The sequence below is a fragment of the Exiguobacterium sp. R-39 genome (assembly GCF_049942815.1).
GTDB lineage: Bacteria > Bacillota > Bacilli > Exiguobacteriales > Exiguobacteriaceae > Exiguobacterium_A.
In genome coordinates, this window is record NZ_CP187965.1 from 143,990 (window position 1) to 157,101 (window position 13,112).

Annotated in this window: 8 protein-coding genes, 9 tRNA genes and 3 rRNA genes; all 20 read left to right on the forward strand. The window is 50.5% G+C overall.

Annotation, left to right across the window (positions count from 1 at the left end; translation table 11 throughout):
- The first annotated feature begins 8 nt into the window (after window positions 1-8).
- The 20 genes from ACP26N_RS00855 to ACP26N_RS00950 all read left to right on the forward strand — a co-directional run bounded on the left by ACP26N_RS00855 (window position 9) and on the right by ACP26N_RS00950 (window position 13,109).
- A complete protein-coding gene (locus ACP26N_RS00855; RefSeq protein ID WP_426354443.1) occupies window positions 9-641 on the forward strand; it encodes a M15 family metallopeptidase in 633 nt (210 codons plus the stop codon).
- 181 nt (window positions 642-822) lie between these two features.
- Complete coding sequence (locus tag ACP26N_RS00860; protein ID WP_131504442.1) at window positions 823-1,854, forward strand: P-loop NTPase; 1,032 nt, start codon at window positions 823-825, stop codon at window positions 1,852-1,854.
- Window positions 1,855-1,857: 3 nt separating this feature from the next.
- The gene (locus ACP26N_RS00865; protein ID WP_026826929.1) at window positions 1,858-2,463 is read left to right on the forward strand and encodes a KinB-signaling pathway activation protein; all 606 of its coding nucleotides are present in this window, start codon (window positions 1,858-1,860) and stop codon (window positions 2,461-2,463) included.
- A 341-nt stretch (window positions 2,464-2,804) separates the two neighbouring features.
- Window positions 2,805-4,366, forward strand: a 16S ribosomal RNA gene (locus ACP26N_RS00870).
- A gap of 82 nt (window positions 4,367-4,448) precedes the next feature.
- Window positions 4,449-4,525: transfer RNA gene (locus ACP26N_RS00875), tRNA-Ile, on the forward strand.
- A 19-nt stretch (window positions 4,526-4,544) separates the two neighbouring features.
- Window positions 4,545-4,617, forward strand: a tRNA-Ala gene (locus ACP26N_RS00880).
- Between the two features lie 117 nt (window positions 4,618-4,734).
- A 23S ribosomal RNA gene (locus ACP26N_RS00885) occupies window positions 4,735-7,649 on the forward strand.
- Between the two features lie 47 nt (window positions 7,650-7,696).
- Window positions 7,697-7,812 (forward strand): 5S ribosomal RNA (gene rrf, locus ACP26N_RS00890).
- The 16S, 23S and 5S rRNA genes sit together here with 9 tRNA genes alongside, the layout of an rRNA operon.
- A gap of 16 nt (window positions 7,813-7,828) precedes the next feature.
- Window positions 7,829-7,903 (forward strand) — tRNA-Asn (locus ACP26N_RS00895).
- Window positions 7,904-7,905: 2 nt separating this feature from the next.
- Window positions 7,906-7,980, forward strand: a tRNA-Glu gene (locus ACP26N_RS00900).
- 13 nt (window positions 7,981-7,993) lie between these two features.
- Window positions 7,994-8,066, forward strand: a tRNA-Thr gene (locus tag ACP26N_RS00905).
- A 34-nt stretch (window positions 8,067-8,100) separates the two neighbouring features.
- Window positions 8,101-8,184 (forward strand) — tRNA-Tyr (locus tag ACP26N_RS00910).
- Window positions 8,185-8,188: 4 nt separating this feature from the next.
- A tRNA-Lys gene (locus ACP26N_RS00915) sits at window positions 8,189-8,261 on the forward strand.
- A gap of 6 nt (window positions 8,262-8,267) precedes the next feature.
- Window positions 8,268-8,339: transfer RNA gene (locus tag ACP26N_RS00920), tRNA-Gly, on the forward strand.
- A gap of 12 nt (window positions 8,340-8,351) precedes the next feature.
- A tRNA-Ala gene (locus ACP26N_RS00925) sits at window positions 8,352-8,427 on the forward strand.
- A gap of 221 nt (window positions 8,428-8,648) precedes the next feature.
- The gene (gene rocF, locus ACP26N_RS00930; protein ID WP_131503189.1) at window positions 8,649-9,557 is read left to right on the forward strand and encodes an arginase; all 909 of its coding nucleotides are present in this window, start codon (window positions 8,649-8,651) and stop codon (window positions 9,555-9,557) included.
- Between the two features lie 125 nt (window positions 9,558-9,682).
- Window positions 9,683-10,246, forward strand: coding sequence for an RNA polymerase sigma factor SigW (gene sigW / locus ACP26N_RS00935; protein ID WP_026829608.1), 564 nt, complete (start codon window positions 9,683-9,685; stop codon window positions 10,244-10,246).
- A gap of 21 nt (window positions 10,247-10,267) precedes the next feature.
- Complete coding sequence (locus tag ACP26N_RS00940) at window positions 10,268-10,882, forward strand: anti-sigma factor (RefSeq protein WP_114597232.1); 615 nt, start codon at window positions 10,268-10,270, stop codon at window positions 10,880-10,882.
- A gap of 80 nt (window positions 10,883-10,962) precedes the next feature.
- Window positions 10,963-11,823 (forward strand): diadenylate cyclase CdaA, encoded by an 861-nt coding sequence (gene cdaA / locus ACP26N_RS00945; protein WP_119923844.1) that lies wholly within the window; start codon window positions 10,963-10,965, stop codon window positions 11,821-11,823.
- Window positions 11,823-13,109, forward strand: a complete 1,287-nt coding sequence (locus ACP26N_RS00950) for a CdaR family protein (protein ID WP_426354448.1) — start codon at window positions 11,823-11,825, stop codon at window positions 13,107-13,109. The genes cdaA and ACP26N_RS00950 overlap by 1 nt, the downstream gene beginning before the upstream one ends.
- Window positions 13,110-13,112 lie beyond the last annotated feature (3 nt).

The window sequence follows — 13,112 nt, forward strand, 5'->3', positions numbered from 1 at the left end:
GGTGAACGATGACTGTATCAGTCAGTTGGTTAATAGAACGAGCCAACCAGAAACTGAATGTTCCGGGACTTTCACCGGAAGTTGCCCGAAAGACACGACAAGTCATCCGTGAACTTCATGTCAAAGGCATTTATGTCGGGGTGGCGCAAGGATTCCGGTCCTACGCCGAGCAGGAGAAGTTGTATGCACAAGGACGGACAACTCCGGGCGCGATTGTGACGAACGCCCGTGGGGGACAATCGAATCATAACCGGGGGATTGCCGTTGATCTGTTTCAATACTCCATGTACGGGACGGAAGCCATCTTTAATACCGATGCCAACTTTCAGCAAATCGTCCAGGCGATGAAGCGGCAAGGTTTCTCCTGGGGCGGAGACTGGAGTGGATTTAAAGACTACCCGCACTTTGAGCTGAATAAAACGACAACGGATGTCTTAGTACCTTATCCGGGACAACCGCTCTATAAAGGAGCGGTCAATATGAACAGTCGGGACATCGAACGGATTCAGCGGGCAGTCAAGGCAACTGTCACGAAACGTTTTGATGCGGAGACCGTCGATAAAGTACGTGCCTATCAAGCACGTCAAGGATTAGCGGTCGATGGTGTCGTCGGACCCGCAACATGGAATCGGATGTTTTAACCGTGTAGAGGTTCCCTTTTTGCAGTTGTGAAGAGGAGGATCTCTTTTTTTCATCTTTCGGGTATCTTCCTTACGAGTCTTCAAGGAAATGTCATGCTTTCCGAGTCGAAATGTGCAAGCGCTATCTTATTTTTGTTATACTGAAATGGATTAAATCGAACGTTCTCAGGGGGAAGGCACTATGTTGAATGAACAAGAAATTCGCGAGGTGGTCGGGCAATTGATCGATCCGACGATTGAACGCTCGCTTACAGATACGAACGGGATTCGTGATGTCCGAATCAAAGGAGACTATGTCAGTCTCAAAATCGCACTGGCGCAGGCAGGATCCGGCGAACAGCTTGCCTTACAGCAACAGATCGTCAAAGAGTTGAAAGAAAAAGGATTCAAGACGGTCGGCTTACGTTTCGAGGCGCTCGGTGACCACGGGATCCAGGCTGCGACGACACCATCGATTCTTAAACCGGAGTCGGGCACGACATTCATCGCGATTGCTTCCGGTAAAGGCGGCGTCGGAAAATCGACGGTTTCCGTCAACTTGGCAGTTGCGCTCGCCCGGGCAGGAAAAAAAGTCGGATTGATTGACGCGGATATCTACGGATTCAGTGTACCTGACATGATGGGGATCGAAACCCGTCCGACTGTCGTCAACGACCGGATTGTTCCACCTGAACGATTCGGTGTGAAAGTCATCTCGATGGGCTTCTTCGTCGAAGACAATGCACCTGTCATCTGGCGTGGTCCGATGCTCGGAAAGATGTTAAACAACTTCTTCTCTGACGTCGAGTGGGGCGAACTGGATTATTTACTGCTTGATTTACCGCCGGGCACAGGCGACGTAGCACTCGATATTCATTCGATGTTACCGAGCTGTCAGGAACTGATCGTCACGACACCGCATGCAACTGCGGCATTCGTTGCTGCACGTGCAGGGGCAATGGCAATCAAAACAAATCATCGTTTGCTCGGAATCATTGAGAATATGGCCTATTTCGAGAGCAAGGTAACCGGCGAAAAAGAGTATGTGTTTGGTTCAGGCGGCGGAGAGAAGTTGTCAGAAGCGTTAAAAACAGATATTCTAGCTAAGATTCCACTTGGACAGCCGTATGCAAATGACACGGACTTTGCACCGTCGATTTACCGTGACGACCATCCATTTGAAACACACTATAATGAACTCGCAGCGCGTGTCATCGAAAAAGTAGAGGGATAATGAATGAAGACTAGAGGATTTTTGAAGCTGTTTTGGATGACGCTCCTGATCGGAACGCTCGCCGGCTTCGTGTTTAACCTGGTCGCTGAACCAGGATATGTCCGTAACCAATCGATCAGCGGATATGTCACGGCCTTGGCCTACAGCAGTACATGGACAGCCATCAGTTTGATGGGATTCTTTTCGTATCTGATCCTCCACCGGGTCGGACTTGATATTTTCCGGGGAGCTAAGCTATGGGACCGGGTCCAAATCGTCTTAATCGCCTTTGCGTTATTCGACGGGATCTATCTTCGGGGACTTGCTTTCGGATTTGAAAAAACGAACCTCTATATTGGAGAGATGGTTGTCTTATTGCTCATCGCATTTTTTGTCGCTCGGACGAAAGCACGCGAGACAAACTTCACGGCATTCGTGCCGACACTCTTTTTGATGACAGTCATCACGTTGATTGAATGGGTGCCAGCTCTCCAGGCGACACAAGACAAGCGAATGTTGTGGGCAGCGCTTGCCACATTACTTGTTTGTAACGCCTATCAAATTCTGATGTTGCATCGACTGCAAGAAAAACCAAATTCAGCTAATGCTGCGTCTGGCAAAAGAGCGTAAAAGAAAGGGCGCCGTTCTACCGTTTGATCCGGTTAGAGCGGCGTCCGTCTTTTTTTAATATTTTTTTAGAAAAACAGTTGACGAAAAAAACAAGAGTTGATATATTAATACATGTCGCTGAGGCACACGCCACACGGACACGTCGAAAACGAAAAAAACTTACGAAAAAAGTTATTGACACCAGTTAATACTTTACTGTAAGATTTAAAAGTCGTCAAACGACATATCGGACTTTGAAAACTGAACGATGAGGCAAAAAAACGTATCTTCGGATACAAACAATGAATGAAGCGCAAGCTTCGTCAACGTGACTTCGGTCACACAACGAGCAAGTCAAACACTTTATGGAGAGTTTGATCCTGGCTCAGGACGAACGCTGGCGGCGTGCCTAATACATGCAAGTCGAGCGCAGGAAGCTCACGGAACTCTTCGGAGGGAAGTGAAGGGAATGAGCGGCGGACGGGTGAGTAACACGTAAGGAACCTGCCCCAAGGATTGGGATAACTCCGAGAAATCGGAGCTAATACCGAATAGTTCTTCAGACCGCATGGTCTGATGATGAAAGGCGCTCCGGCGTCACCTTGGGATGGCCTTGCGGTGCATTAGCTAGTTGGTGGGGTAATGGCCCACCAAGGCGACGATGCATAGCCGACCTGAGAGGGTGATCGGCCACACTGGGACTGAGACACGGCCCAGACTCCTACGGGAGGCAGCAGTAGGGAATCTTCCACAATGGACGAAAGTCTGATGGAGCAACGCCGCGTGAGTGATGAAGGTTTTCGGATCGTAAAACTCTGTTGTAAGGGAAGAACAAGTACGAGAGGTAATGCTCGTACCTTGACGGTACCTTGCGAGAAAGCCACGGCTAACTACGTGCCAGCAGCCGCGGTAATACGTAGGTGGCAAGCGTTGTCCGGAATTATTGGGCGTAAAGCGCGCGCAGGCGGCCTTTTAAGTCTGATGTGAAAGCCCCCGGCTCAACCGGGGAGGGTCATTGGAAACTGGAAGGCTTGAGTACAGAAGAGAAGAGTGGAATTCCATGTGTAGCGGTGAAATGCGTAGAGATGTGGAGGAACACCAGTGGCGAAGGCGACTCTTTGGTCTGTAACTGACGCTGAGGCGCGAAAGCGTGGGGAGCAAACAGGATTAGATACCCTGGTAGTCCACGCCGTAAACGATGAGTGCTAGGTGTTGGGGGGTTTCCGCCCCTCAGTGCTGAAGCTAACGCATTAAGCACTCCGCCTGGGGAGTACGGCCGCAAGGCTGAAACTCAAAGGAATTGACGGGGACCCGCACAAGCGGTGGAGCATGTGGTTTAATTCGAAGCAACGCGAAGAACCTTACCAACTCTTGACATCCCCTTGACCGCTTGAGAGATCAAGTTTTCCCTTCGGGGACAAGGGTGACAGGTGGTGCATGGTTGTCGTCAGCTCGTGTCGTGAGATGTTGGGTTAAGTCCCGCAACGAGCGCAACCCCTATCCTTAGTTGCCAGCATTTAGTTGGGCACTCTAGGGAGACTGCCGGTGACAAACCGGAGGAAGGTGGGGATGACGTCAAATCATCATGCCCCTTATGAGTTGGGCTACACACGTGCTACAATGGACGGTACAAAGGGCAGCGAGACCGCGAGGTGGAGCCAATCCCAGAAAGCCGTTCCCAGTTCGGATTGCAGGCTGCAACTCGCCTGCATGAAGTCGGAATCGCTAGTAATCGCAGGTCAGCATACTGCGGTGAATACGTTCCCGGGTCTTGTACACACCGCCCGTCACACCACGAGAGTTTGCAACACCCGAAGCCGGTGAGGTAACCGCAAGGAGCCAGCCGTCGAAGGTGGGGTAGATGATTGGGGTGAAGTCGTAACAAGGTAGCCGTATCGGAAGGTGCGGCTGGATCACCTCCTTTCTAAGGAAAACGTCCCTTACGGGACATGCCCATCGTTCAGTTTTGAGAGTCCGATCTCTCAATTGAACAACCCATTTTGAATGGGCCTATAGCTCAGCTGGTTAGAGCGCACGCCTGATAAGCGTGAGGTCGGTGGTTCGAGTCCACTTAGGCCCACCATTCAATTTTATAATCTCATGGGGCCTTAGCTCAGCTGGGAGAGCGCCTGCCTTGCACGCAGGAGGTCAGCGGTTCGATCCCGCTAGGCTCCATTTGTCTTTTCCTGACGGAGAAGGCACTCGCACCTTGAAAACTGAAGACATCAACAAGACATCAAATTTTTTATAACCATGTCATTAGACGTGTGTTCTTAGAATACCAAAATGCTAGATCAAGGTATGAAGGGCGTACGGTGGATGCCTTGGCACTAGGAGCCGATGAAGGACGCGACGAACAGCGATATGCTTCGGGGAGCAGTAAGTATGCTTTGATCCGAGGATTTCCGAATGGGGGAACCCACCATCCGTAATGGGATGGGACATGTTACATGAATACATAGTGTAGCGTGAGGCAGACCCGGGGAACTGAAACATCTAAGTACCCGGAGGAAGAGAAAGCAAATGCGATTCCCTGAGTAGCGGCGAGCGAAACGGGAACAGCCCAAACCGGAGAGCATGCTCTCCGGGGTTGTAGGACACTCTATACGGAGTCAAAAAGGAAGACAGTAGGTGAACGACCTGGAAAGGTCGGCCGAAGAAGGTGACAGCCCTGTAGCTGAAACTGTTTTCCCTCCAGAGTGGATCCTGAGTACGGCGGGACACGTGAAACCCCGTCGGAATCCGGGAGGACCATCTCCCAAGGCTAAATACTCCCTAGTGACCGATAGTGAACCAGTACCGTGAGGGAAAGGTGAAAAGCACCCCGGAAGGGGAGTGAAATAGATCCTGAAACCGTATGCCTACAAGTAGTCAGAGCCCGTTAATGGGTGATGGCGTGCCTTTTGTAGAATGAACCGGCGAGTTACGATAGCGCGCGAGGTTAAGCTGATGAGGCGGAGCCGTAGCGAAAGCGAGTCTGAATAGGGCGCCATAGTGCGTTGTCGTAGACCCGAAACCAGGTGATCTACCCATGTCCAGGATGAAGGTCAGGTAACACTGACTGGAGGTCCGAACCCACGCACGTTGAAAAGTGCGGGGATGAGGTGTGGGTAGCGGTGAAATGCCAATCGAACCTGGAGATAGCTGGTTCTCCCCGAAATAGCTTTAGGGCTAGCCTCGAGGTTGAGAGTTCCGGAGGTAGAGCACTGATTGGACTAGGGGCCCCCACAGGGTTACCGAATTCAGTTAAACTCCGAATGCCGGCAACTTATACTCGGGAGTCAGACTGCGAGTGATAAGATCCGTAGTCAAGAGGGAAACAGCCCAGACCGCCAGCTAAGGTCCCAAAGTGTATGTTAAGTGGAAAAGGATGTGGCGCTGCCTAGACAGCTAGGATGTTGGCTTAGAAGCAGCCACCATTCAAAGAGTGCGTAATAGCTCACTAGTCGAGTGGCGCCGCGCCGAAAATGTAACGGGGCTAAACATACCACCGAAGCTGCGGATTCCGTAAGGAATGGTAGGGGAGCGTTCCAAACCGCTGTGAAGCTGTACCGTAAGGAGCAGTGGAGCGTTTGGAAGTGAGAATGCCGGTGTGAGTAGCGAAAAGAGGGGTGAGAATCCCCTCCGTCGAAAGCCCAAGGTTTCCTGAGGAAGGCTCGTCCGCTCAGGGTTAGTCTGGACCTAAGCCGAGGCCGAAAGGCGTAGGCGATGGATAACAGGTTGATATTCCTGTACCACCGATCCACCGTTTGAACAATGGGGGGACGCAGGAGGATAGTGACGCATGCGGATGGAAGTGCATGTGTAAGTTTCGAGACCGTCTGATTGGCAAATCCGTCAGGCACCAAAGTCGAGGAACGATGCGGAGTCCCGTAGGGACGAAGGTCACGATTTCACACTGCCAAGAAAAGCCTCTAGTGAGGTGGAAGGTGCCAGTACCGTAAACCGACACAGGTAGGCGGGATGAGAATTCTAAGACGCGCGGGATAACTCTCGTTAAGGAACTCGGCAAAATGGTCCCGTAACTTCGGGAGAAGGGACGCTCTACATGAGTAGAGCCGCAGTGAATAGGCCCAAACGACTGTTTAGCAAAAACACAGGTCTCTGCTAAATCGCAAGATGACGTATAGGGGCTGACGCCTGCCCGGTGCTGGAAGGTTAAGGGGATGGGTTAGCGCAAGCGAAGCTTTGAACCGAAGCCCCAGTAAACGGCGGCCGTAACTATAACGGTCCTAAGGTAGCGAAATTCCTTGTCGGGTAAGTTCCGACCCGCACGAAAGGCGTAACGATTTGGGCACTGTCTCAACGAGAGACCCGGTGAAATCATAGTACCTGTGAAGATGCAGGTTACCCGCGACAGGACGGAAAGACCCCATGGAGCTTTACTACAGCCTGATATTGAGGCTTTGTGCATGATGTACAGGATAGGCGGGAGACGTCGAGACCGGAGCGCCAGCTTCGGAGGAGTCACCCTTGGGATACCGCCCTTCATGCATAGAGTCTCTAACTCGCAGCCGTCATCCGGCTGGAGGACCGTGTCAGGCGGGTAGTTTGACTGGGGCGGTCGCCTCCTAAACAGTAACGGAGGCGCCCAAAGGTTCCCTCAGAATGGTTGGAAATCATTCGTAGAGCGCAAAGGCAGAAGGGAGCTTGACTGCGAGACCTACAAGTCGAGCAGGGACGAAAGTCGGGCTTAGTGATCCGGTGGTTCCGCATGGAAGGGCCATCGCTCAACGGATAAAAGCTACCCTGGGGATAACAGGCTGATCTCCCCCAAGAGTCCACATCGACGGGGAGGTTTGGCACCTCGATGTCGGCTCATCGCATCCTGGGGCTGGAGTAGGTCCCAAGGGTTGGGCTGTTCGCCCATTAAAGCGGTACGCGAGCTGGGTTCAGAACGTCGTGAGACAGTTCGGTCCCTATCCGTCGTGGGCGCAGGAAATTTGAGGAGAGCTGTCCTTAGTACGAGAGGACCGGGATGGACGCACCGCTGGTGTACCAGTTGTTCCGCCAGGAGCATCGCTGGGTAGCTACGTGCGGACGGGATAAATGCTGAAAGCATCTAAGCATGAAGCCCCCTCCAAGATGAGATTTCCCTTTGAGTAATCAAGAAAGACCCCTCAGAGACGATGAGGTAGATAGGTCACGGGTGGAAGCATGGCGACATGCGGAGCTGAGTGATACTAATCGGTCGAGGCCTTGTTCTAGCAGATGCATTGTTGATGACTTCAGTTTTGAGGGCGCGAGCCCGTCGTCTGGTGACGATAGCCAAGTGGTCACACCCGTTCCCATGCCGAACACGGAAGTTAAGCACTTGAACGCCGAAAGTAGTTGGGGGCTTCCCCCTGTGAGGATAGGACGTTGCCAGGCAATTCTTTTTATTTATTCCGCAATAGCTCAGTGGTAGAGCAACCGGCTGTTAACCGGTAGGTCGTAGGTTCAAATCCTACTTGCGGAGCCAATGGCCCGTTGGTCAAGCGGTTAAGACACCGCCCTTTCACGGCGGTATCACGGGTTCGATTCCCGTACGGGTCACCATTTTTATTTTTTTGCCGGTGTAGCTCAGCTGGTAGAGCAACTGACTTGTAATCAGTAGGTCGCGGGTTCGACTCCTGTTGCCGGCACTGTTTTTTTAATTGTATAGTTCCTAGACAAACTGGGGGGGTAGCGAAGTGGCTAAACGCGGCGGACTGTAAATCCGCTCCCTCGGGTTCGGCGGTTCGAATCCGCCCCCCCCCACCATGTCGAGCCATTAGCTCAGTTGGTAGAGCATCTGACTTTTAATCAGAGGGTCGCAGGTTCGAATCCTGCATGGCTCATATTTTGCGGAAGTAGTTCAGTGGTAGAATACGACCTTGCCAAGGTCGGGGTCGCGGGTTCGAATCCCGTCTTCCGCTTTTTATGTTTTTGGGGCCTTAGCTCAGCTGGGAGAGCGCCTGCCTTGCACGCAGGAGGTCAGCGGTTCGATCCCGCTAGGCTCCACCAAATTTTGCTTAAAGATCTTAAGCGAGTTTCGTTCGTCTTAAGTTTTTTTATACTTGAAATGCCTGCAATTCATGTACGTACGCGAAAGCACTGTGAGAAACTCTCACAGTGCTTTTTTGTCGTCTGATCTTGTATAATCATGCGTCATCGTGTTGAGTTGAACCACCGTATTGTTACCGCTTACAATTAAGGCAACTTACTAAGTAAAGGGGAACACGTCGATGAACATTGCATATATCAGCGTACCGTATCGTTATGGTCAAGGAAAACCGGGGACAGAGCAAGGACCAGCTGCTGTTGAACAAGCAGGACTACTCGAAACATTGGCAGTACACGGACAAGAAGCAGTTCGCTATGGGGAAGCGGCTGTTTTGTCTGAAGATGCTGTCCGGGAAGAAGATCCGCAGCTGAAACGTCTGGAAGGCGTTGTCCATACGACAAACGATTTGCACTTACTTGTACGTGAGGCGCTGACAGAGCAACGTTTTCCGTTACTCGTCGGAGGGGATCACAGCATGGCAATCGGAACGATCGCCGGTCTGCGGCAAGTCGTACCGCGTCTCGGTGTCATCTGGTTTGATGCACACGGGGACTTGAATACACCTGAGACTTCTCCATCTGGTAACATTCATGGAATGCCGCTTGCTGTCGCGTTAGGGGAAGGACATCAGCGGTTAACGGAGATCGGCGGCAGTGAGGTCAAACTGCAACCGGAACACCTCGTCTTTATCGGTTTACGCGATGTGGATGCAGGAGAACAGGAACTGATTGACCGTCTTGGTATTCGTGTCTATGATATGGAAGCGATTCGGACACGCGGGATGGATGCCATCATGGAAGAAGCAGTTGCCTATTTAAAAGAAACCACGGATGCGTTTTATCTCAGTTTCGACATGGACGGGCTCGATCCAAGCCTTGTCGAAGGAACCGGGACACGGGTCGCAGACGGAATTATGCTCGACGATGCGCAGACGGTCCTACGTCATTGTGCAGAGCAGGACGAGTTCATCGCGGCAGAATTCGTAGAAGTGAATCCATTGCTCGAAGAAGGAAACGGGACAGCGATTCTTGCAAATGAGTTGATTGGAAACTTGCTCCAGTATATGCGGACCCATCGTTTAGTAAAATAATGGATAGAACTTGAACTCTTTTCGTCAGGGTTCAAGTTTTTTTTGTTACAATTCAAATTGAGATGAAACATTTGTTGGTCGACTCCGTATAAGAGATTGACCGCATAGAGCGGGGGGTATTTAAAGTGGAAGAAACAACACTACGCTTGATTGAGCGAGTGAAGCAGGGAGACCGTGATGCATTCGCGGCACTTGTTGATCTATATAAAGAAGGGGCTTTTTTAGTCGCCTTCCGTGTCTTACGGGATCGAATGGAAGCAGAAGATGCTACACAAGAAGCCTTCATCCGCGTCTTTACAAAAATTGAATCGTATAATGCCCAGTGGAAGTTCCGGACTTGGTTATATCGGATCGTGACGAATGTTTCGATTGACCGGCTCCGTAAGAAACGTCCGGATTATTCCCTTGACGCTGAGATGTCAGGGACTGAAGGACTAACGTTGTATTCCCAGCTCGAAAGCAAGGATCAGTTGCCGGAGGATCAAGTCATTGATTCGGAACAACGACAAGATGTGGGAGAGGCGATCGCCGGCTTGCCGGAAAAATACCGGGTTCCACTTGTTTTGAAATACATTGAAGATCTTTCACTCAAAGAAATCAGTGAGATGATCGATTTACCCGTCGCTACAGTTAAAACCAGAATTCATCGGGGACGCGAAGCGCTGAAAAAGCATTTCGGCAAACGATGAGATGAGAAGGAGGCACTCACCATGACACGAGAAAAAGTGTATGAACGGATACAGGATTATTTAGACCAAAACCAACCTCCAGAAGACTTCAAACGACTTGAAGCGGAGTTACGGGAAGCGAATGCGATGGACGAGTTCGAAGAGTATCGGCTCCTCGATGCAGAGTTACGCGCGCTTTCAGCACCCAAGCTTTCGGCGGATTTTACATCCCGCGTGCTGGCACAATTGCCCGAACAGGTGGACCAACCGAATGTGACTCCGCTTAGGAAAACATCCCGTTTTGGCGGGAAAATGAAGCAGTACCCGTTGCTTGCTGCAGCTTCGATTTTCATGTTACTGTCTGTCGGCAGTCTTGGCGGCTACCTGACACAGGAAGAACATGACTTATCGTATACGAATGTACCGGGAATCGTGGCAGAGAACGGCGAAGTCGTTGTACCGGAAGGCGTTACCGTCAACCAGGATCTTTATGTCGAAGGCGGAAATGTCCGGATTGAAGGCAAGGTCAACGGAGACGTGATGACCGTCGACGGAAAAGCATATACCGCGAGTGCCGGGAACGTCACAGGCGAAATCAAACAAATTGATCAACTCTTTGAACGGGTCTGGTACGGAATTAAACGAATCTTTGAATGAGTCAAGTGGGACGAGTCTAACTCGTCCCTTTGTGCTATAATGAAAGCTGTTTAAATCAGATGAGATAGGGGGCACGGTTGGTGAATTACTTCAACTGGCAACCACTTCAATTTCAATTGTTGAAACTGGGAGAAAACGTACATTGGTACGATTATATTAATGATGTGATTGATATCGCGGTCGTGACATTCGTCATTTACCGTCTGATGATCATTGTCAAAGGCACAAAAGCAGTTCAATTGATCAAAGGGATTTCGGTCATTTTGATCAGCTGGTTCTTAAGCGGATTCTTCGGACTGAAGACGTTACAATTTCTGCTGAACCAAATCATCACGTACGGTCTGCTCGGGATTATCATCATTTTCCAGCCAGAGTTACGCCGGGGGCTGGAACATCTCGGTCGAACGAGTAAATTCTTTTCGCGGAGTGCCATCAGTGACGAAGATGAACAAGTCCGGATCGTCGATGCGCTCGTGACATCTGCTCAATACATGTCCAAACGCCGGATTGGAGCACTCGTTACGATTGAGCGGGAAACGGGTCTCAGTGAATATGTTGAGACGGGCATTCCGCTCGGATCACAAATTACGAGCCAGTTATTGATCAATCTTTTTATTCCGAATACACCACTGCATGATGGAGCGGTCATCGTCCAACAAGGGAAACTGGCAGCTGCTGCTTGTTACCTGCCGCTTTCTGAGAGTGCACATATCTCAAAGGATCTCGGGACGCGTCACCGGGCAGCAATCGGTGTCAGCGAAGTGACGGACAGCGTCACACTGGTTGTATCGGAAGAAACAGGTGGTGTTTCCCTTGCCATCAATGGTCGTTTGTACCGGGAGCTTGATGAAGCATCACTCCGGACGAAGTTACTGGAGACGATTGTCAAAGCCGAACCGACGAATACTTCCTTCTTGAATTGGATGGGGGCGAAAAAATAATGTTCGAAAAATGGTTCAATGAACGCTGGTTTCTCCGCATCGTTGCGGTTTTGCTTGCCGTCATGCTCTACCTGATGGTGGCAGGAACCAATTCGACCGTCAAAAGTGATGCGGCGAGCCTGTTGCCGATTGCCGGTCAAGGCTCAGCAAAGTTTGACGTACCGGTATCAGTCAATTATGATGAAACGCAGTGGGTCGCCTATAATATTCCAAAAACCATCGAGACGACGGTTAAAGGACCATCGAGCAGTTTGACGATGCTTCGGCTCGTTAAAGACTTTGGTCTGTCGATTGACTTGACGGGGCTGGATCCAGGGTATCACCGCGTACGACTATCTGCCGACGGGTTTGGTAAAGATGTCGAAGTGACACCAAAACAGGAAACGATTGAAGTGTTCCTTGATAAAAAAGTCACGAAAGAAGTTCCTGTTCAAGTGGCGTTGCTGAACAAAAATAAAATCGCAGAAGGATATGTTGTCGGTGAAGCACAGCCGACCCGTCAAACGGTCTCCGTGACTGGCGGGGCAGAAAAACTTCAGGCGATCACAGCAATCCAAGTTCCGATTGATGTGACGGGCCGGGCTGAGACGTTTACGGAGTCCTTTAACGTCAAGGCAACGGATGCGAACGGAAATGCCATCAGTGCTACTTATGATCCGGAACAACTGGAAGTCACAGTTCCAGTCTATAAAGAAAGTAAAACCGTTCCGATTAACGTCGAAACCAAAGATACTGTCAAGAAAGGCTACAAAGTCGTCAAGATTGTTCCCGTTACGACAGAAGCCCGATTGTATGGAACAAAAGAAGAGTTGTCGCGGATCGGTTCCGTTTCGACGGAACCCGTTTCCTTAAAAGGATTAACGAAGACGGTCGATCGGACGATCAAACTGATTGAGCCTGACAACGTGACAGCAATGGAACCAACTTCGATTACAGTCAGCATCGTCGTCGAGAAGGAAAATGCCAAAGCGACGACAGAAACTGTCGAGGATCGGGCAGAAAAAACAATTTCCGGTGTGATGGTGACATTAAACGGATTCGATGAGTCGAAGTATACGATTGATTACGAACAGACGATTGATCTCGTCGTCCGTGGAAGTGAAGCGGATCTTGAATCGATTGATGCAACAGATATTAAAGCGGTCATTGATGTGACCGGCTTAAAAGAAGGTACACACGGCTTACCGATTTCATATCAGACGTCAAAAGCGTTCGACGTTCTTCGTCCGGATCATATGGATATCACGCTCAAAGCGATTCCCCGGACATCGGTTCAAGCCAATTAAATC